Genomic DNA, 19,549 nt, shown 5'->3' with positions numbered 1-19,549 from the left:
CATGAACACCTTCGGACTGCACACTTTCGCCATCGCTCCGGTCTGGGACCTTGCCCGCATCGAGCCGCAGATGGACCGGCTGAAGGAGCTCGGCATCGGCCTGATGGAGATCCCGCTGCTGCGCCCCGAGGAGATCGATACCAAGCGCACGCGCGGCTTTGCCAATCACTACGGTGTCCAGCTTATCCCGTCGCTCGGCCTGCCGCGCGCGCTCGACGTGGTCGAGCGGCCGGACGAGGCGCTCGATTTCCTGCAGCCCGCCTTCAAGGTCTGCAACGAGGTGGGCGCCGAGGCGCTTGGCGGCGTCACCTACGGCACGATCGGCAAGACCACCGGGCGGGCGCCGACACAGCGAGAGATCGACGGCATGTGCCGCTTCCTCGAACGCGCGGCGAAGTCGGCGAAGTCGCGCAGCCTCAAGCTCGGCATCGAACCCTGCAATCGCTACGAGACGCATCTGATCAATCGCGGCATCGATGCGGCGCGCATCATCGAGCGCGTCGGCGCCGACAACATCTTCATCCATCTCGACACCTACCACATGCATATCGAGGAGGAGAGTTTCGCGTCCGGTTTCGAGGCGGCGGCGCCCTATCTCGGCTATGTGCATGTGTCTGAAGCCAATCGCGGCGTGCCGGGGCGCGGCATGCTGAACTGGGCCGCCTGCATGAAGGCGATCGCCGACATCGGCTATCAGGGCGCGATCACGCTGGAAAGCATGAACCATGTCGATGTCGACATTGCCGGCGGGCTGGCAGTGTGGCGCCCCGTGGCCGAGGACCCGCGCGATGTGATCGAGGTCGGCCTGCCGTTCCTGCGCGAGGAGGCGAGGAAGGCCGGGCTGACGCTCGGTTAAGAAGCTACTTGCTGACCCGGCGCGCCAGCCATTGGCGGCGCGCCTCCTGCTGTTCGGCAAGCTCGGCCTCGTCCCAATAGCCGATGAGCACGCCCGAGCCGACGATCGGATCGAAGTGCCCGATCTTGTCGTCGATCTCGGTCAGCCATTCGTCGGGAACGGTGATGCGGTTGTTGGGCAGCGCCAGCCAGCGCATCAGCGCTTTGCGCAGCCTTTCGATGCCGGCGGCCGCCGACGGCTCGCGGCCGAGGTCGCGCAACTCGCCCGGATCGTTTTCGAGGTCGAAGAACATCGGCTCCACGCCTTCGCCATGGACGAGTTTGAAGCGGCCGTCGGTGATCATGTAGAGCTTGCAGTCCGAGACCGGCATGGCGAGTTTCAGCCGCGCGGCATCGCCGCTGTAGTCGTACTCGCTGACGGCATGGTTGCGCAGGTTTTTGCGTTCGCCGGATGTAAGCGGCAGCAGCGAGCGGCCCTCGAGGATATGCGGCTTGGCCTTGCCGCCGAAATAGTCGAGGAAGGTTGGCGCGAGATCGATCATCTCGACCAGCGCAGCGGAAGCCGTTCCGCGCGTGGCGTCGGCTTCGGGGCGCGGATCGTAGACGATCATCGGCACCTTCACTGCCACGTCGTGGAAGAGGTATTTCTCGCCAAGCCAATGGTCGCCGAGATAGTCGCCATGGTCCGAGGTGAACACGACCAGCGTGTTCTCGAACAGGCCGCGCTTCTCCATGAAGTCGAACAGATGGCCGAGCTGGTCGTCGATCTGCTTGATGAGACCCATGTAGCAGGGGATGACCGTCTCGCGGACTTCGTCGCGCGAGAAATTCCTCGAGTAGCGCTCCTGCTGGAAGGCCTCGAAGATCGGGTTTGGCGAGATGCGCTCCGCTTCGCTGCGGATCGGAGGCTGGATGTCGGCGCTGCCATACATGTCGTGATAGGGCGCCGGCACGATATAGGGCCAGTGCGGCTTGATGTAGGAAAGATGCGCGCACCAGGCTTCACCCTTGGCCTCAGCCTCCTCGATGAAGCGCATGGCGCGTCGCGTCATGTAGGGCGTCTCTGAATGCTCCTCCGGGATGCGCGCCGCCTTGTCGGCGTGGACGAGCAGCCAGCCGTTGAGATTCTCGCCGTTCTCGCCCTCGCCGGAATTCGCCCAATGCTCCCAGGGATTTTCGGCGTCGAAGCCGTGCTCGCGCAGATAGGTATCGTAGGCCGGATCGGGGTCGTAGCTGGTCGAGGGGTGCAGGCCGTCGTCACGCTCGAACGGCTCGAAGCCGCATTCGGCGACGCGCACGCCGATGACGGAGTCTTTGGCGATGCCAAGGCGCTCCATGCCTTCCTCGTCCGCGGTCATATGCGTCTTGCCGATTAGCGCGGCGCGCACGCCGACCTCGCGCAGATGATCGCCCAGCGTCGGCTCGCCGACCCTGAGCGGCACGCCATTATGCGTCGAGCCGTGCGAGCGGACATAACGGCCGGTATAGGCGCTCATGCGCGAGGGGCCGCATACCGTCGACTGCACATAGGCGTTGGTGAAGCGCACGCCGCGGCTGGCGAGCCGGTCGATGTTCGGCGTCTTCAGGGTCTTGTGCCCCGCGCAGCTGAGATAGTCGAACCGCAGCTGGTCGCACATGATGAAAAGGACGTTGCGCTTTGAAGTCATTGCTATCCGTCTGAATGGCTCTCGGACGAGCGGTAATGCCAGAACAACCAGCGCTTTTCCAACTGGAAGACGAGGTTGTTGATGATCAGCCCGATGACCGAGATGAAGGCGATGGCGGCGAGGCCGCCGGCGATCTGGAAGTTTTCCTGCTGGCGCTGGATGAAGACGCCGATGCCGTTGGTGGCCAGGAGCATTTCGGAGGTGACGCTGACCAGCAGCGCCGAGGCGATTGCCAGCCTCAGGCCCGTGGCGATCATCGGCAGCGAGGCCGGCAGGTCGATGTGCAGCATGGTCTCGAGGCGCGTCAGCCGCAGCGACCGCGCCACCTGGTTCGCCATCACATGCAGGCCCTTCGATGCCTCATAAGTGTTCATGATCAACGGCACGGCCGCCGCATAGGCGATGATGACGATCTTGGCGATGTCGCCGGTGCCGGCGAACAGCATGACGATCGGCACCACGGCAGGCGGCGGCAAGGTGGCGAGCATATCCATCATCGGCTCGACCAGCCGGCCGACCGTCTTCAAGCGTCCGAGCAGGATACCGAGCGGGATCATCAGGACCGCTGCCACCACGAAGCCTGCGAATGCCCGCATCAGTGTGTAGCCGATCTGGCCGACGATCACCGGCCAGAGCTTCCAGATGGAAAGCGCCACCTGCCACGGGCCGGGAAAGAGCGGCGTGCCGGCGCGCCAGGCGAGCGCCTGCCAGGCGAGCAGGATCGCCACAGGCACGATCAGCCCCGACGCGGCGCCTTTGCCGAGTCCGGCCTTCATGCCGGCTGCTCCGTCATGCGCATGTGCCAGCCGGTGAGCTGCCAGCGCAGAAGGCCGATCAACGCGGTCATCAGGATGCCGTTCAGCGCGCAGACGAACATCAGTGCGTAGACTTCCGGAATGCGGATGGCAAAGGCCTTGCGGATCAGGAGAAAGCCGAGCCCGTCATGGCCGGCGAGCATTTCGGCGACGACCACGGCGATGAGGCTGATCGTCGAGGCGTAGCGGATGCCGGCGAAGATCTCCGGCAGGGCTGCCGGCAGCTTGATCTGCCACAGCATTTGCCATCGTCCCAGCGCCATCATCTGGCCGCTGCGGATCTGCTCGCCGAGGACGCCGGCAAGTGCCGCGACGCCGTTGAAATAGGGCGGCCAGACCGTGACCAGAATGATGATGAAGGCGTAGAGGCTCGGGCCGAGGCCAAGCATGAAGACCGCCATCGGCACCAGGGCGGCCGGCGGGATCGGCTGGATCAGCGCGGCGACCGGGGCAAAGCCGCGGCGGAAGACCGGTGAGAGATCGCTCAACACCGCCAGTCCGACACCGAGGATCGATGCTCCCGCCAGCCCCGTCAGGGCACGTGTCAGCGTCCTCAACTCCGCGCCGGGCAATTCGCCCGACGTCAGCATGGACCAGAAGGCGGAAGCGATCGCTGGAATGTCGGGAAAGTATTTGGCGGGAACGGCGCCCGACACCGCAACCAGCTGCCAGGCGGCCGCGATGAGGAGAAAGGAAACGATCGCGTTCAGCCGGTGCAAGGCCCCGAAGGACGTCAGGGACGCTGCGCTCATGCCAGGGCGTTCGCCGGCGCGCCGGCGCGAAAATTGCGGATCGAGGTCATCACGTCATGGCGGGCCTTGAGGAAGACCGGGTTCTCGCGGGTCGCGATCTGGTCGCGCTTCTTGCCGAGGCCGATCCTGATCTCGTGATCGACCGTGGTCGGCCGCCTGGTCAGCACCACGACGCGGTCAGCCATATAGACGGCCTCGTCGACATCGTGGGTGACGAGCAGGCAGGTCTGGCGGAAGCGGATGGCGATGTCGAGCAGGAGGTCCTGCATGTCGGATCGCGTCTGCGCGTCGACGGCGGCCAGCGGTTCGTCGAGCAAAAGCAGTTCGCTTTCGGAAGCAAGGGCGCGCGCGATGGCGACGCGCTGCTGCATGCCGCCGGAAAGCTGCCAGGGATATTTGTCGCCGAAGCCGCCAAGGCCGACGGCCTCCAGCATCGCCTCGGCCTTGGCGCGTTTGTCGGCCGCCGATCGGCCGCCGATGCGGGCCATGCCGAAGGCGACGTTGTCGCGGCTGTTCTTCCAGGGAAACAGCGAGCGCGAATAATCCTGGAAGACGACCGCCACGCCCTTGGGCGGCGCGGTCACCGGTTGGCCTTTCAGGCGCACCGATCCGGAGGTCAGCGAATGCAGGCCGGCGATGGCGAAGAGAAGCGTGGTCTTGCCGCAGCCGGATGGGCCGACCACCGAGACGAACTCGCCTTGCTCGACCTCGAACGAGATGCCGCCGAGGACCCGGACGGCGTCGGCGCCGCGGCCATAGGACTTGGTGAGCCCATCGACTTTCAACACGATGTCCATCGCTTCCTCCCGGCAGGCCTGGGCAGCCCTGCCGATGATGATGTCACGGCGCCATGTTGGCGACCATGTCGCCGGCGGCAATGTCCTGCGTCAACATGCCGGCGCGCTTCATGGCGTCGAGCAGCGGCTGCACGTCGGCCTCGCCGATGCTCACCTCGGGTCGTACGATCGGCAGGTTGAAATCCTTGGCGGCCTCGGGCGTCAGCCCGAGAAACTCGACGGCGGCCGCCTCGAGTTCGGCACGGTTGGCGAGCAGCTCCTTGCGGGCGTCGAAGATCACCTTGCCGAAAGTCCTCAGGCTTTGTGCATTGGCGGCGATGTAGTCGTCGCCGGCAAAGATCACGTCGTTGAGGATCGGCTTGCTCTCGTCGGCAAGCACGCCCGACGCCACGACCTGGGCGCCGACCTCGGCATTCCTCGACATCGAGGCGAAGAAGGGATTGACGGTGCAGGTGGCGTCGATGGCGCCCTGCTCGAGGGCGGCTTCCTGCTGCGGGAAGGGAAGGATGACGACCTGGACGTCGTCCATGCTCATGCCGGCCTGGGCGAGATGATCGCGCCAGGCCAATTCACACAGCGACCCATTGGCGTTGAACGCGATCTTCTTGCCCTTGAGGCCGCCCAGGTCCCTGGCGCCGGATGCCTTCGAGGCGACCAGCCACAGGAATTTCTTGTCGGGATCGACCTCATGGCCGAGCGCCATGACCATCTTGACCATCACGCCGTTGAGGCGTGCGTTGATCGGCGGCACCGGCGCGGCATAGCCGACGTCCGCCGAGCCCGAAGCGATCGCGGCGACGACCGCCGGCCCGCCCTGCACTTCGGTGAGCTCGACATCGAGGCCCGCGGCCTGGAAGGCGCCCTTCTTCTGGGCGACGAAGATCGGCAGGTCGGAATCGGCAAGCAGATAGGCAAAGCGCAGCTTGGTGTTTTCCGCCATTGCGCCGGTGGCGCAGGCAAAGGCGGCCAGTCCTGTGACCAGGGCCGCGGCGAGGCCGCGCCCGAGCCGGCGTCTCAAGGCTTTCGACATTTTCTTCTCCTCCAACCTGTCGCTTGCCGCGGTGCTCGTTTCGTGGCACCCAATTGTCTGACACTATCAAGGAATTGCCTGACAATGTCAATCAATAAACCGACGCCTTACGACGATGCCCTCAATCCGACGCCGCCCCCCTGGGAGAGGCCGAACGATATCCGCGACATGTTCTCCTACCGCCTGGCCCTGCTGACGCGGGTCAATGACCGGCAGGCGCAGAACGTGCTCGTCAGCACCTATGGCATCACGCTTGGCGAGTGGCGCACGCTGGCCGTGGTGAAATATCTCGGCCGGCCCTCGGTGCGCGCCGTGGCGCGGGCCACGCAACAGGACGAGGGGCAACTCAGCCGCTATGTCAGCGGGCTGATCGAGCGCGGGCTGCTGGAGAAGTCGGTGAGCAGCGAGGACCGCCGCGTCAATGATCTCGCGCTGACGCCGGAGGGCGACAGGCTCTACGCCGAAATCATGGAGTTCGCCTGGACCCTCAACAAGGAAATGTTCGTCGACCTGACGCGAGACGAGCAGCAGCAGTTGGTGACGCTGCTCGACAAGCTGTTCCGGGTGCTGACGACTGCCTGAAACCAGGGAGCTCCGTCAAAACGGGTAGTGCTGATCGGGATCCTCGATCGTCACCCAGCGCAGGTCGGTGAATTCGGCAATCGAGGCCTTGCCGCCGAAGCGGCCATAGCCCGAGCCCTTGACGCCTCCGAACGGCATTTGCGCCTCATCGCCGACCGTTGGCCCGTTGATATGGCAGATGCCGGCCTGGATGCGCGCGGCGACAGCCATGGCGCGGCGGATGTCACGGCTGAAGACAGAGGAGGACAGGCCGTATTCGGTGTCATTGGCAACGCGCACCGCTTCGTCCTCGCCTTTCACGCGAATGACCGGCTTCACCGGGCCGAAGGATTCTTCCGCGTAGACGCGCATCGCCGGCGTCACGTGATCGAGGAGCGTGGCTTCAACGACCGTGCCGCTGCGCTTGCCGCCAGCCACAAGCTTTGCACCTTTCGCGGTCGCGTCGGCGATCAGCTCCTCCATCTTGTCGGCGGCCTGGCTGCTGATCAGAGAGCCGAGCACGACATGGCCGCGCGGATCGCCGGCCGGAAGTTTTGAGGCACGCGCCGCGAGCTTGGCCACGAACTCGTCGGCGATCTTCTCGTCAACGATCAGGCGTTCGGTCGACATGCAGATCTGGCCCTGATGCATGAAGGCGCCGAAAACAGCGGCATTGACCGCGGCGTCGATGTCGGCGTCGTCCAGCACCACCAGTGGCGCCTTGCCGCCGAGCTCGAGCAAGGCGGGCTTGAGGTGGCGGCCGGAGAGCTCGGCGATGATGCGGCCGACCTTGGTCGATCCGGTGAAGTTGATGCGCTTCACCGCCGGATGCGCGATCAGCGCCTCGACGATTGCCGCCGCGTCCTTCGGGTCATTGGTGACGACATTCACGACACCCTTGGGCAGGCCGGCCTCGACCAGCACCTGGCCGATCAGGCGATGCGTGCCGGGGCACATTTCGGAGGCCTTCAACACCACCGTGTTGCCGCAGGCGAGCGGCATCGCCAGCGCGCGGGTACCGAGGATGACCGGCGCGTTCCACGGCGCGATGCCGAGGCACACACCAGCCGGCTGGCGGATCGCCATGGCGAGCGTGCCGGGCTTGTCGGACGGAATGACCTCGCCGGAAATCTGCGTGGTCATCGCAGCCGCCTCGCGCAGCATGTTGGAGGCGAGCATGACGTTGAAGCCGGCCCAGGGGCCTGTGGCGCCGGTCTCTTCCATCATCAGCTTGGTGAACTCGCCGACCTTGGAGGCCATCAGGTCGGCTGCCTTGGAAAGCAGGGTACGGCGCTCGCCGGGTCCGGTCTTCGACCAGGCGTCGAAAGCAGCGGCTGCCGCGTCGGCGGCCGCGTTGGCGTCGGCGATGCTTGCGGCGGCGGCGCGCGTCGCGAGCTTGCCGGTGAACGGGTCCAGGCGTTCGTAGGAGGCCTTGCCGGTCGCTGCCCGCTCGTCGCCATCGATCAGAAGTCCGATGTCCATTGGTCTCTCCTTTGCGCCCGATCGAGCGTCGCAGATTGTCTCAGAAGCCGAGCACGTCGGCGTTTATAGATGCTTCCAGGCCGCCGTCGACCGGCACGTTGGCGCCGTTGATCCAGCGCGCGCCATCCGAGCACAGGAACAGCACGACCGGCGCGATGTCGCCCGACGTCCCGGCGCGGCCGACGCGGGCAATATCGCTGTCGACCTTGGCGTCGCCGAGGACCGCGCGGAACTGCCTCAGGATCGGCGTTTCCACCGGGCCGGGGCTGACCGCGTTGACGCGGATGCCGCGGCTCTTGAACAGTTCCTGATGCGCGGCGCGAAATGTCCACAGAAGCAAAAGCTCCTTCGAGACCGGATAGCCTTCCTCGTTCTTCACCGCATGGTCGGCAATCACCCTGGCGATATCGGGAAAGCCCTCGACGCTGACCATTGAGGCGGCGCGGTTGAGATTGGCGCGCCAGCCGAAGCCGGCGATCGAGGCGACGTTGACGATGGCGCCGCCTTCGCGAAGTTTTGGCGCCAGCGCTTCCGAGAGCGCGCGCAGGCCGTAGAAATTGACGGCGAGCGTCGGCGCGGCGCCCGTATTGCCGGAGAGGCCGGCGACGTTGCAGAGCGCGTCCATACGCTGCGGCAGCCGCGCGACGAGGTCGTCGACGCCGGCTTTGGACGAGATGTCGGCCTGGACGAAGACGCCTTGATGCCCGACAGGCTCGCGCAGGTCGACGCCGATGACGTCGGCGCCGAGCTGGCCCGCCAGTTCCGCGGTGCGCGCGCCGATGCCCGAGGCGACGCCGGTGATGAGGATCGTCTTGCCGAACAGGATGCTCATGCCTTCTCCCGAGAATTGGTGGTCTGCAGCGGCGAGGCAATCTCGCCAGTCGGATTTGACGGGCCGGGGGGAAGCTTGACGCGGTAGCCGACCGACAGCAGCCGCCAGCCGAAGCGCTCTTCCAACGTGCCCCACAGGCCGCGTGGCAGGAGCAACGAGAAGACGAGCGCCGTGGCGCCAAGCCCGATCAGGTACCAGACGCCGGTGCCGCCGAACCAGGTCTCGATGAGGAAGAAGAGCAGCGCACCAAGGATGGCGCCCTCGAAAGTGCCGATGCCGCCGACCAGCACCATGAAGATCATGTAGGCGGTCCACTGCACGTTGAAATAAGTCTTCGGCTGGAAGGTGATGGAGGTTGCCAGCCACAGCGCGCCGGCGACGCCGATGCCGAAGGCGGCGAGCACGAAGAGCAGCCGTTTGGTGCCGGTGACGCGCACGCCGACGGAGGCCGCGGCGTCCTCATTGTCGCGGATGGCGCGGATCGCGGCGCCCGTGCTGCCGCGCAGCAGGCCGAACAGGATGGCGAGCAGCGCCGTCATCGAGGCCAGCGCCAACCAGTAGATCGTCAGCCTGCGTGTCGACGCGTCGTAGACGTTGAGCGAGATCAGCGACGTGCCTGTCTCACCCTGGATCAGCCGGTCGAGATTGACGAGAAGGTGCGTAAGCGCGGCAATCACCCACATGCCGATGGCGAACTCGCCATTCTTCAGGCGAAGCATGAACAGCGAGATCGGCCAGGAGACCGCGCCGACGATCACCGCCGAGACGAACAGCGAGACGAATGGATTGAGCCCGGCATTGGCGAGCCGGATGGCGAAATAGGCGCCGAGGCCGAAGAACACCTGCTGACCGACCGACACCAGCCCGCCGAAGCCGGCAAGCGCGTTCCACATCGCGGCGAGGATCACATAGATGAACAGCGTCGTCATGCGGTCGACGGCGCCGGCCGAGAGGAATTGCGGCGAGACGGCGAGCAGCAGGATGATGGCCAAAACGCCAACACCGGCGATGCGCGAGGCGGCGGTGCCGCGCTCGATAGTGGGGGAGGCGGCGCTCATGACGCCTTCCCCGTGGAGAGACGCAGCAGGCCGCGCAGGCCGAGGCCGGAGGTGTAGAGCCGGATGAACAAAACGACCAGGAAAGCGACATGGCCGCCGATGAGGAAACCTTGCGGGTGTATCTTGGCGCCGAGCGTCTGGGCGAGCGCCAGGACGATGCCGCCGATCAGTGTGCCCCAGAGCGAGCCGGCGCCGCCGATGACGGCCGCCTCGAAGGCGAACAGAAGTTGTGTCGCGCCGGCATAGGGATCGAAGGTGGCGCGCATGCCGAGGAAGGCGCCGGCGAGACCGACCGTGACCATGGCGATCGCCGCGGCGATAGCGTTGGCGCGGCGCGCATCAACGCCGACCAGCCCCGCTGTATCAGGGTCTTCCGACGTGGCGCGGATCGAGCGGCCGAGGCCGGTGCGGGTGAGGAACAGCTGCAGCCCGCCGAGCAGGACGACGGCGGCGACGAAGATGATCACGGCGAGCTTGCCGACATAGATGCTGCCCGGCCATTCCCAGGAATCGTAGGACAGGCTGCCGATGAAAGGCGCCAGCGAGCGCGTGTCGGCGCCGAACTGTTCGAACAGCATATTGTCGATGACGATCGCAAGGCCGAACGTGGTGAGGATCGGCAGCAGCGCGCCGCCGCGCGCGCTGCGCTCGAGCAGGAAGCGCTGCAAGGCCCAGCCGATCACCGCCATCAGCGGCAGCACGATTGCGAGGCCGTAAAAGGGCGGGATGTGGAAGCGCGAGGCGAGCAGCCACAGCGCGAAGGCCGACAGCACGGCGAGGCTGCCATGCGCCAGATTGATGATGCGCATCACCGAGAACATGAAGGAGAGGCCGCAGGCAATCAGCGCGTAATAGCCGCCGAGCAGGATGCCCTGGACGATCTGGTTCATCATGCCGGCACACCTCCCGCGGCCTTCCGGTGCAGGCCGAAATAGGCTTTTGTCACCTCGTCGCGAGAGACGGTCTTGCTGTCGCCGGCGAGCGCAATCCGGCCCTCCAGCATGCAGATGACCTTGTTGGACACGGAGAGCGCGCGGTTGAGATCCTGTTCGACCAGGATGATCGTCGTGCCGGAGCCGATCAGCCCCTGCAGCGAGGCATAGACGCGATCGACGATCAGCGGCGACAGGCCGAGCGAGACTTCGTCGAGCAGGAGGAGGTCCGGGTTGCTCATCAGCGCGCGGCCGATTGCCGTCGCCTGCTGCTCGCCGCCCGAAAGATGTCCGGCCTTGGCATGGCGGCGCGGCTTGAGGTTGGGGAAGGTTTCGAGCACCTTCTCCACACTCCAGTCGCCGAGGCGGCCGGCGCTGCGGCCGAGCAGGAGGTTCTCCTCGACCGTCATCTGCACGAAGAGCCGCCGGCCCTCGGGCACCAGGGCGACGCCCTTGCGGACGCGTTCATGCGAAGGCACGCCGGAAAGGTCGGCGCCGTCGAAGACCACGCGGCCCGAGGCTGCCTGATGCGCGCCGGCGATTGCGCGCAGCAAGGTCGTCTTGCCGGCGCCGTTGGCACCGATCAGCGCCAGCGTCTCGCCGCGCGCGACGTCGAAGCTGATGCCGCGCACGGCCTGCAGCAGGCCATGGCGGACGACGAGGTCCTCGACCGACAGCAGGCTCATTTCGGGCCTCCACCGAGATAGGCGCTGATCACCTGCGGGTCGGCCATCACCGCCTGCGGCTCGCCGTCGGCGATGATCTTGCCGGCATCCATGCAGATCAGGCGCTCGGCCACCTGCAGCAGGACATGGACGATGTGCTCGATCCAGACGATGCCGATCTTGCGGCGGCGCAATTCGCGGATGGTCTCGACGAGCTCGCCGGCCTCGCCATCGGTCAGGCCGCCGCCGATCTCGTCGAGCAGAAGCAGCGTCGGTTTTGCGGCGAGCGCGCGCGCCAGCTCCAGCCGCTTGCGATCGAGCAGGCCGAGCGTTTCGGCGCGCCGGTTGGCGACGCCAAGCATGCCGCACAGCTTCAGCGATCCAAGCGCTTCCTCATAGGCCTCGTCGCGGCTGAGCCCGGCGCCATGCGAGGCGGCGACGAAGACATTCTCGAAAGCGGTCATGCCGCCAAAGGGTTTCGGCACCTGATGGGTGCGGACCAGCCCCAGCCGGCAGCGTTGCGTGGCCGGCAGCGCCGTCACGTCGCCACCCTTGAAGGCGATCGTTCCGGCGCTCGGCGGATAGGCGCCGGAGAGCACGCTGAGCAGCGTGGTCTTGCCGGCGCCGTTCGGGCCGACGATGCCGACCGCCTCGTCGGCGCCCATGGCGAAGTCGATGTCGTCGAGCACCACAAGCGCGCCGAAGCGCTTGTGGATGCCGGCGGCGCTGAGGATCGCACCGTTGGGCATGGCGTTCACGATGCGGTCCCCGATGGATCAGCCGTTGTAAGGCTGCAGCTTGGCCTCGACCGGCACGTTCGGGTCGGTGGCGTTCTCGGTCACGACATAGTCGAGCGGGAATTTCGAGCCTTCCTTGGCGGCGACCCATTGCGTGCCGATGATCGGACCGGGCGAGACATTGGGGACGGGGCCGCTGGTGAAGTCGACCTTGCCGCCCATGGTCTCGGTCTTGAGCGTGCTCAGCGCCTTGGCGACCGCCGCTTTGTCCTTGGCGTTGGCGCTTGTCTTAAGGGCCGCGAAGCCGGCATCGAGCAACGACATCGAGGCGCCGAGCTGCTGCGTCCACTGCTTGCCGCTCGCTGCCTCATAGCCATCGGCAAGCTCTGTGCCCGAGACGCCGGTCAGCGACGACTTGTAGGGGAAGGCCTTGTGCCAATAGGCGGCGCTCGAAATCTTCATGCCGAGATCGCCGAGCGCCTCGATGTCGGACGGGAACAGGCCGGTCTTGGCGACCTGGGCGATCTTGATCTGTCGGGTCATGCCTTGCTGCGCGGCCTGGCGCCAGAAGGCGGCGAAGTCGGGCGGGATCGGGAAGGAGTTGAAGATCTCGACGCCCTCCTGCTTGAACAGCGCGATCTGCGAGGAATAGTCGGTGGTGCCAGTCTCGTAGGCGCCGGGATCGACGATGGTGAAACCCTGCTTGGCCAGAAGCGGCGCCAGATGGGCGCGGATGGCGTTGCCGTCGGCGTCGTTGGGATACATGACGCCGACCTTCTTGTTGGTCTCGATCAGGTTCCACTGCGAGATATAGGCCTTGAAGAATTCCTCGACGCCGAAGCCGAAATGATAGGTCCATTTGAATGGCGAGGGCTGGCCCGGCTTGGCGCCTCGGCCGAAATACCAGGCCTCCCAGGGCATTACGGTGGAGAGGCAAGGCACGCCGGCCGCCTCGCAGGCGTCGGCCACCGGATTGATGACCTCCGGCGTGGACACCGCGAGCATCAGGTCGATGGACTGATTGTTGATCAGGTCCTTGGCAAGCTGGCCGGCGCGGGACGGATCCGACTGGGTGTCCTGGTCGACAATCTCGACGCTGTATTTCTTGCCGCCGAGCTCGATGCCGTTGGCCAGAGCCTTACGGGCGAGGTCGAGCACGTAGCCGTCGGTCTCGCCGAAGCCGGCGAGCGGGCCGGTACGCGGGCTGACGAAGCCGACCTTGAGCGTGTCGGCGGCTTGCGCGAAGGCCTTGCCGCGGCCGAATGCCAGCGCCGCGCCGCCGGCCACCGAAGTGGCAATGAACTGGCGCCGTGAAATGCCCGAAATGCCGGGCTTGCTGCCGATAATGCGAGACATCTGCTCCTCCCTCTGTAGCCGTTCGATACGGCTGCAAACGGGTCTTCCGTTTGCAGCCGGACGGCCCGGCTTTTGATCCTCCGCAGCCACATTGCACTAGCGGTTTGGTTCGGTAAAATGATATTTTACGGTGTTTCATTAACCCCTGAGTTAGTGGATACCGAACCGATAGGCCGATCGTCAGGCGTGATGCCGCGCCGCTTCGCGGATCGTCTGCAGGAGGATGGTGAAGGCGGGCGAGGGCGCGGTGTCGGTGCGCATGGTCAAGCCCACCGGCCCTTTGGTCTCTTCAGTGTCCACGGGCAGGGCGACGAAGGCACCGCTGGCGATCTCGTTGGCGACGACGCCGGCCGAGATGATCCATACCGCATTGCTCTGGCGCATGAAGGAGCGGCCGAAGGAATCGGAAACGGTTTCGATTTCCGTCGCCGGCGCGGTCATGCCGTTGGTGATGAAGAGCCGGTCGACGAAAGGACGGATGACGGATTCCCGCGTCGGCATCAGGACGGGGAACTCGTCGAGCCGCGTGAAAATGTCTGCCCCGGGCTCCGCTAAGGGATGCCCGGCCCGCACGACGAACAGCACCTGTTCAGAATAGAGGTGCTCGAAGAAAAAGCCGGTCATGTGCTCCGGCGCCGCGAGGCGACCGACGACGAGGTCTAGCGCGCCGACCCGCAGTTGCTCGAGCAGCACCGCGTTCTCGCCAGTCACGATCTTGAGCGCGGCGCCGGTGTTCTCCTCGAGGAACAGGTTCATGGCGAGCGGCATCACCCGCGCCGATACGGTCGGCAGCGCGCCGATGCGGATCGGGTCGCGATTGAGGGCGCCGTCCTGGCGTACGGAATCGACGCCGCGCTTCAATGCGGAGATCGCCGAGCCGGCATGCCCAAGAAAGATTTCGCCGAGGCGCGTGACACGGATGCCGCGCCCGTCGCGCTCGACCACCGCGACGCCGAGTGCTTCTTCCAACTCACGCAAGGTCTTGGTCACAGCCGGCGCGCTGACATGCAGGAAGTCGGCCGCGCGCGCGACGCTGCCTTGCCGGGCGACTTCGAGAAAGGCCTGCAGGTGGCGGAAGCGAATCCGGCTTTCGGCCATGGTTCGATAACCTCAGAGTTAATGAAACGCCGCAAAATATCATTTTACCGAACCAAACGGCTCGTGCAATGTGGCTTTGGAGGATCGAAATCGTGCCATTCGTCAGCATCGGCGGCGTCACGCTGCACCACCGCTACATACAAGCGCCCGGCACGTCGCGCCCGATCATCTTCATCAATTCGCTGGGCACCGATTTCCGGATCTGGGACGACGTCGTCGCGCGGCTTACCGGTGAAATGCCGATGCTCGTCTATGACAAGCGCGGCCATGGGCTGTCAGATATCGGCAGCGGCGTGCGCTCCATCGACGACCATGTCGACGATCTGGTCGCCCTCATCGATCATCTCGGCTTCGACAAGGTCGTGCTCTTCGGGCTGTCCGTCGGCGGCATGATTGCGCAGCGGCTCTATACCCGCCACCCCAGATGCGTGGAGGCGCTGATCCTGAGCGACACGGCGCATAAGATCGGCACCGCCGAGAGCTGGAACACGCGCATCGCGGCCGTCGAGCGCCACGGCATCGAGGTGATCGCCGACGGCATCATGAAAGTGTGGTTTACGCCCGAGTTCTATGCCAAGCGCGCGCCGGATCTGGCCGGCTGCCGCAACATGCTCACCAGGCAGGCACTGCCTGGCTACATCGGTACCTGCATGGCGCTGCGCGATGCCGATTTCACCGACAGCGCGCGGCGTATCGCGGTGCCGACGCTTTGCGTCGTCGGCGACCAGGACGGTTCGACGCCGCCGGATCTCGTCCGCTCGCTGGCCGGACTGATTCCCGGCGCACGTTTCGAAGTGATCCGCAATTGCGCGCATATCCCGTGCGTCGAGCAGCCCGAAGCGCTCGTCACTTTGATCCGCGATTTCGTCGCCTCGTTGCCTGAGGGAAAGCCTGCTCATGGATGATGTCACGAAGAACCGCTACCGGACCGGTCTCGAGGTCCGCCGTTCCGTGCTCGGCAGCCCGCATGTCGACCGTGCCGAAGACGCCGCGACCGATTTCGACCGGCCGTTCCAGCAGCTGATCACCGAAGCCGCCTGGGGAACGGTCTGGGCGCGGCCTGGCTGGTCGAAGCGCGAGCGCTCGATCGTGACGCTGGCGCTGCTTGCAGCACTTGGCCATGACGAGGAAGTGGCCATGCATGTGCGCGCCACCGCCAATACGGGCGCCTCGCGTGACGACATTTGTGAAGCGTTCCTGCATGTGGCGATCTATGCCGGCGTGCCGGCCGCCAACCGCGCCTTCAAGATCGCCAAGGAAGTGTTCGCGCAGATGGACGGAGCAAAGACGGCCCATGGCTGAGCGAGGCTCCAACCGCTCGCCGGAGACCGGCGCCTTCTTCCAGCGCGACCGCCAGTGGCATCCGCCGGCCTTCACGCCGAACTACAAGAGCTCGGTGCTGCGCTCGCCGCAGAAAGCGCTTTTGTCGTTCGACAACACGTTGTCGGAACTGACCGGCCCGGTGTTCGGACACGCGATGCTCGGCGAGCTCGACAACGACCTGATCCACAATTTCGCCAAAGCCGGCGAGAGCGCCATCGGCGAGCGCATTATCGTGCATGGACGCGTGCTCGACGAGCGCGGCAGTGGCGTACCGGGCGTGCTGCTCGAATTCTGGCAGGCCAATGCCGGCGGACGCTACCGCCACAAGAAAGACGGTTATCTCGCCCCGCTCGATCCGAATTTCGGTGGCTGCGGCCGCACCATCACCGGCGAGGATGGGAGCTACGCCTTTCGCACCGTCAGGCCCGGGCCGTATCCGTGGCCGAACGGCCCGAACGATTGGCGCCCGGCGCATATCCATTTTTCCGTGTTCGGCCACGGCTTCGCGCAGCGGCTGATCACGCAGATGTATTTCGAAGGCGATCCGCTGATCTGGCGCTGCCCGATCGTCGGCGGCATTTCGAGCAAGGCGGCGGTCGAGGCGCTGATCGCGGCGCTCGACATGCACTCGACGATCCCGATGGACGCGCTTGCCTACAAGTTCGACATCGTGCTGCGCGGGCGGCGCTCGACGCTGTTCGAGAACAGGCCGGAGGGCAATTGATGGCGCAGTCGCTCGACCGGCTGAAGGAAAGGCCTTCGCAGACCGCCGGCCCCTATGTGCATATCGGGCTGACGCCCAATTTCTGCGGCATCGGCGGCGTCTATGCGAGCGACCTTGGCTCGGCGATGCTCAACGGTGAGACCAAGGGGGATCGCATCGATCTCCGCATCCGCGTGCTCGACGGCACCGGCACGCCGCTCAAGGATGCGCTGATCGAGATCTGGCAGGCGGACGCCAACGGGCTCTACAATTCGCCGGCTGAAATGCGCGGCGCGGCCGATCCCAACTTCCAGGGTTGGGGCCGGCAGCCGACCGACATGGAAACGGGCGTCTGCCTGTTCCGGACGATCAAGCCTGGCCGCGTGCCGTTCCGCGACGGCCGGCTGATGGCGCCACACTTCACACTGTGGATCGTAGCGCGCGGCATCAATGTCGGCCTCCACACGCGGCTCTATCTTTCGGACGAGGAAAAGGCCAATGCCGAGGATCCGATCCTCGGCCGCATCGAACATCGCCTGCGCGTGCCGACGCTGATCGCGGAGCGCCAGGGCGATACTTACGTCTTCGACGTCCATTTGCAGGGCGAAAAGGAGACGGTCTTCTTCGACAGCTGACCGTGGCCGCTATGACCGTTTCGCCCTTCGATCATCCACTGCTTGCCGGCCTGCTCGGCGACGAGGAGGCGGCCAGGCATTTTTCCGTCGAAGCCGACATTGCCGCGCTGCTCGATTTCGAGCAGGCACTGGCCGAGGCGCAAGCCGAATGCGGCGTCATCCGTCATGAGGCGGAGGCGGCGATCGTCAAAGCGCTGGCGACGTTCCGGCCGGACACTGCGAAGCTGCGCGCTGGCGTCGCCACGGACGGTGTCGTGGTGCCGGAGCTGGTTCGGCAGGTCAAAGCTGCCGTCGGCGCGCCGCACGACGCATATGTGCATTTCGGCGCTACGAGCCAGGACGTCATCGACACCTCGCTGGTGCTGCGTCTGCGGCAGGTCGTCGACCATATCGGGCTGCTGCTTGGCGAGAACGTCGTTCGCCTCACCGGCCTCGAGCTGGAGTTCGGCAACCGCGAGCTCATGGCGATGACGCGCATGCAGCCGGCAATTCCAGTAACCGCGCGGGATCGGATCGCCGCGTGGCGAGCGCCGCTCGAACGTCACCAGGAACGCTTGAAGGAGCTTTCCGGACGGCTGCTGGTGGTGCAGTTCGGCGGTGCCGCCGGCACACTGGAAAAGCTCGGCGACAAGGCTGCCACCGTGCGCGCAGCGCTTGCCGCGAAGCTCGGTCTTGGCGACGCGCCGCAATGGCACAGCCAGCGCGACGGGCTTGCCGAATTCGCCGGCTGGCTGTCGCTGGTGACCGGCAGCCTCGGCAAGTTCGGGCAGGACGTTGCGCTGATGGCGCTGGTCGGCGCCGACATCAAACTGTCCGGCGGTGGCGGCTCGTCGGCGATGCCGCATAAGCAGAATCCCGTGAAGGCGGAAGCGCTGGTGGCGCTGGCGCGCTTCAATGCCGTCCAACTCTCCGGCATGCACCAGGCGCTGGTGCATGAGCAGGAACGTTCGGGCGCGGCCTGGACGCTGGAATGGCTCATCCTGCCGCAGATGGTCGTGGCGACGGCGGCCGCGCTGCGGCTTGCTGCCGAGTTGACCGCGCAGATCGAGAGCCTCGGTCATTGATGATGCGCACGCAGGTCGTCATCATTGGGTCCGGACCATCCGGACTGCTGCTTGGCCAATTGCTTGCCACGATCGGCGTCGAGACGACCATCCTCGAGCGATCCAGCCGCGAGCATGTGCTTGGACGCGTGCGCGCCGGCGTGCTCGAACAGGGCACGGTCGATCTTCTCGGCGAAGCGGGCGCGGCGGACAGGCTGCGTGCCCAGGGCCTGCCGCATGAAGGCATCTCGCTCGCCTTCGACGGCCGCGCGCATCGCATCGACATGACGGCGCTTACCGGCGGCAAGCATGTCACCGTCTATGGCCAGACCGAAGTGACGCTGGATCTGATGCAGAAGCGCGAAGCGGCGGGCTTGGTGACTTTCTTCGAAACGTCGAATGTCGCGCTGCATGATTTCGGCGGCGCGTCGCCTTTCGTCACCTACGACAAGGACGGGCTCACGCATCGTATCGACTGCGACTTCATCGCCGGCTGCGACGGCTACCACGGCGTCAGCCGCCGCTCGGCGCCGGAGGACGCGCTGAAGACGTTCGAGCGGCAGTATCCGTTCGGCTGGCTGGGCGTGCTGGCCGAGGTGCCGCCGGCCGACCACGAGCTGGTCTACGCCAATCACGAGCGCGGCTTCGCGCTTTGCTCGATGCGCTCGCCGCAGCGCAGCCGCTACTATGTGCAGGTTCCCGCCGACGAACGCGTCGAGGCCTGGTCCGACGAGCGCTTCTGGGACGAGTTGCGCCGTCGTTTGCCGCCGCAGATAGCGGCCGCCGTCACCACCGGGCCGTCCTTCGAGAAGTCGATCGCCCCGCTGCGTTCCTTCGTCGCCGAACCGATGCGCTTTGACCGGCTGTTCCTGGTCGGCGACGCCGCCCATATCGTGCCGCCGACAGGCGCCAAGGGCCTCAACCTCGCCGCTAGCGACGTGCGCTATCTCTTTGCCGGGCTTCGCGAATTCTATGACGGGAAATCAGAAGCAGGGCTCGACGCCTATTCGTCCAAGGCGCTGGCGCGTGTGTGGAAAGCGGTGCGCTTTTCCTGGTGGATGACGACGATGCTGCACCGTTTTCCGGAGACAGGCGAGTTCGGCCAACGCATCCAGGAAGCCGAGCTCGACTATCTCGTCCATTCCAAGGCCGCATCGACCGCTCTCGCGGAAAACTACGTCGGCTTGCCCTACTGATCTGCCTGGGCT

General features: G+C 65.7%; 21 protein-coding genes. 8 read left to right on the top strand and 13 right to left on the bottom strand.

Annotated elements, in window-relative coordinates:
- The first annotated feature begins 1 nt into the window (after position 1).
- Positions 2–856, top strand: a complete 855-nt coding sequence (locus FJ471_RS07495; protein WP_140802532.1) for a sugar phosphate isomerase/epimerase family protein — start codon at positions 2–4, stop codon at positions 854–856.
- A 4-nt stretch (positions 857–860) separates the two neighbouring features.
- Here the strand turns inward: FJ471_RS07495 and FJ471_RS07490 are convergent, their stop codons facing one another.
- The 5 genes from FJ471_RS07490 to FJ471_RS07470 are packed head-to-tail and all read right to left on the bottom strand — an operon-like array spanning position 861 to position 5,916.
- Positions 861–2,522, bottom strand: a complete 1,662-nt coding sequence (locus FJ471_RS07490) for an alkaline phosphatase family protein (protein ID WP_140802531.1) — start codon at positions 2,520–2,522, stop codon at positions 861–863.
- A gap of 2 nt (positions 2,523–2,524) precedes the next feature.
- A complete protein-coding gene (locus FJ471_RS07485) occupies positions 2,525–3,298 on the bottom strand; it encodes an ABC transporter permease (protein ID WP_140802530.1) in 774 nt (257 codons plus the stop codon).
- Positions 3,295–4,089 (bottom strand): ABC transporter permease, encoded by a 795-nt coding sequence (locus FJ471_RS07480; RefSeq protein WP_140802529.1) that lies wholly within the window; start codon positions 4,087–4,089, stop codon positions 3,295–3,297. The genes FJ471_RS07485 and FJ471_RS07480 overlap by 4 nt, the downstream gene beginning before the upstream one ends.
- Positions 4,086–4,886 carry an ABC transporter ATP-binding protein gene (locus FJ471_RS07475; RefSeq protein WP_140802528.1) on the bottom strand — a complete coding sequence of 267 codons (801 nt, stop codon included), beginning with the start codon at positions 4,884–4,886 and terminating at the stop codon, positions 4,086–4,088. Before FJ471_RS07475 ends, FJ471_RS07480 begins: the two co-directional genes overlap by 4 nt.
- A 43-nt stretch (positions 4,887–4,929) precedes the next feature.
- Positions 4,930–5,916 carry an ABC transporter substrate-binding protein gene (locus tag FJ471_RS07470; protein WP_140802527.1) on the bottom strand — a complete coding sequence of 329 codons (987 nt, stop codon included), beginning with the start codon at positions 5,914–5,916 and terminating at the stop codon, positions 4,930–4,932.
- An 84-nt stretch (positions 5,917–6,000) separates the two neighbouring features.
- On the opposite strand from FJ471_RS07470, the gene FJ471_RS07465 reads away from it, so the two are divergent.
- Positions 6,001–6,498: a MarR family winged helix-turn-helix transcriptional regulator gene (locus FJ471_RS07465; RefSeq protein WP_140802526.1), complete on the top strand. Its 498-nt coding sequence runs from the start codon at positions 6,001–6,003 to the stop codon at positions 6,496–6,498.
- A gap of 15 nt (positions 6,499–6,513) precedes the next feature.
- Here the strand turns inward: FJ471_RS07465 and FJ471_RS07460 are convergent, their stop codons facing one another.
- The 8 genes from FJ471_RS07460 to pcaQ form a co-directional block, all read right to left on the bottom strand.
- Complete coding sequence (locus FJ471_RS07460; protein ID WP_140802525.1) at positions 6,514–7,959, bottom strand: aldehyde dehydrogenase; 1,446 nt, start codon at positions 7,957–7,959, stop codon at positions 6,514–6,516.
- Between the two features lie 40 nt (positions 7,960–7,999).
- Positions 8,000–8,785 (bottom strand): coniferyl-alcohol dehydrogenase, encoded by a 786-nt coding sequence (locus FJ471_RS07455; protein ID WP_140802575.1) that lies wholly within the window; start codon positions 8,783–8,785, stop codon positions 8,000–8,002.
- A 2-nt stretch (positions 8,786–8,787) separates the two neighbouring features.
- Positions 8,788–9,849 carry a branched-chain amino acid ABC transporter permease gene (locus FJ471_RS07450; protein ID WP_140802524.1) on the bottom strand — a complete coding sequence of 354 codons (1,062 nt, stop codon included), beginning with the start codon at positions 9,847–9,849 and terminating at the stop codon, positions 8,788–8,790.
- Positions 9,846–10,742 (bottom strand): branched-chain amino acid ABC transporter permease, encoded by an 897-nt coding sequence (locus FJ471_RS07445; RefSeq protein WP_140802523.1) that lies wholly within the window; start codon positions 10,740–10,742, stop codon positions 9,846–9,848. The genes FJ471_RS07450 and FJ471_RS07445 overlap by 4 nt, the downstream gene beginning before the upstream one ends.
- On the bottom strand, positions 10,739–11,467 hold the full coding sequence (locus tag FJ471_RS07440) for an ABC transporter ATP-binding protein (RefSeq protein WP_140802522.1): 729 nt from the start codon (positions 11,465–11,467) through the stop codon (positions 10,739–10,741). Before FJ471_RS07440 ends, FJ471_RS07445 begins: the two co-directional genes overlap by 4 nt.
- A complete protein-coding gene (locus FJ471_RS07435) occupies positions 11,464–12,195 on the bottom strand; it encodes an ABC transporter ATP-binding protein (protein ID WP_140802574.1) in 732 nt (243 codons plus the stop codon). The genes FJ471_RS07440 and FJ471_RS07435 overlap by 4 nt, the downstream gene beginning before the upstream one ends.
- A gap of 27 nt (positions 12,196–12,222) precedes the next feature.
- Entirely contained in the window at positions 12,223–13,539 is a 1,317-nt protein-coding gene (locus tag FJ471_RS07430; protein ID WP_140802521.1) for an ABC transporter substrate-binding protein, read from the bottom strand.
- A gap of 180 nt (positions 13,540–13,719) precedes the next feature.
- Positions 13,720–14,637: a pca operon transcription factor PcaQ gene (pcaQ, locus tag FJ471_RS07425; protein ID WP_140802520.1), complete on the bottom strand. Its 918-nt coding sequence runs from the start codon at positions 14,635–14,637 to the stop codon at positions 13,720–13,722.
- A gap of 92 nt (positions 14,638–14,729) precedes the next feature.
- Between pcaQ and pcaD the strand changes: the two genes are divergently transcribed.
- The 6 genes from pcaD to pobA are packed head-to-tail and all read left to right on the top strand — an operon-like array spanning position 14,730 to position 19,537.
- Positions 14,730–15,542 carry a 3-oxoadipate enol-lactonase gene (gene pcaD / locus FJ471_RS07420; RefSeq protein ID WP_140802519.1) on the top strand — a complete coding sequence of 271 codons (813 nt, stop codon included), beginning with the start codon at positions 14,730–14,732 and terminating at the stop codon, positions 15,540–15,542.
- Positions 15,535–15,939: a 4-carboxymuconolactone decarboxylase gene (gene pcaC / locus FJ471_RS07415; protein WP_140802518.1), complete on the top strand. Its 405-nt coding sequence runs from the start codon at positions 15,535–15,537 to the stop codon at positions 15,937–15,939. The genes pcaD and pcaC overlap by 8 nt, the downstream gene beginning before the upstream one ends.
- Positions 15,932–16,684 carry a protocatechuate 3,4-dioxygenase subunit beta gene (gene pcaH / locus FJ471_RS07410; RefSeq protein ID WP_140802517.1) on the top strand — a complete coding sequence of 251 codons (753 nt, stop codon included), beginning with the start codon at positions 15,932–15,934 and terminating at the stop codon, positions 16,682–16,684. The genes pcaC and pcaH overlap by 8 nt, the downstream gene beginning before the upstream one ends.
- On the top strand, positions 16,684–17,298 hold the full coding sequence (gene pcaG / locus FJ471_RS07405) for a protocatechuate 3,4-dioxygenase subunit alpha (protein ID WP_140802516.1): 615 nt from the start codon (positions 16,684–16,686) through the stop codon (positions 17,296–17,298). The genes pcaH and pcaG overlap by 1 nt, the downstream gene beginning before the upstream one ends.
- An 11-nt stretch (positions 17,299–17,309) precedes the next feature.
- The gene (locus FJ471_RS07400) at positions 17,310–18,362 is read left to right on the top strand and encodes a 3-carboxy-cis,cis-muconate cycloisomerase (RefSeq protein ID WP_140802573.1); all 1,053 of its coding nucleotides are present in this window, start codon (positions 17,310–17,312) and stop codon (positions 18,360–18,362) included.
- 2 nt (positions 18,363–18,364) lie between these two features.
- Entirely contained in the window at positions 18,365–19,537 is a 1,173-nt protein-coding gene (gene pobA / locus FJ471_RS07395) for a 4-hydroxybenzoate 3-monooxygenase (RefSeq protein WP_140802572.1), read from the top strand.
- Positions 19,538–19,549 lie beyond the last annotated feature (12 nt).

It is taken from the genome of Mesorhizobium sp. B2-7-1, from assembly GCF_006440735.1.
In the GTDB taxonomy this organism is placed as follows: Bacteria; Pseudomonadota; Alphaproteobacteria; order Rhizobiales; family Rhizobiaceae; genus Mesorhizobium.
This window is presented reverse-complemented; position numbering and strand designations above follow the sequence as displayed.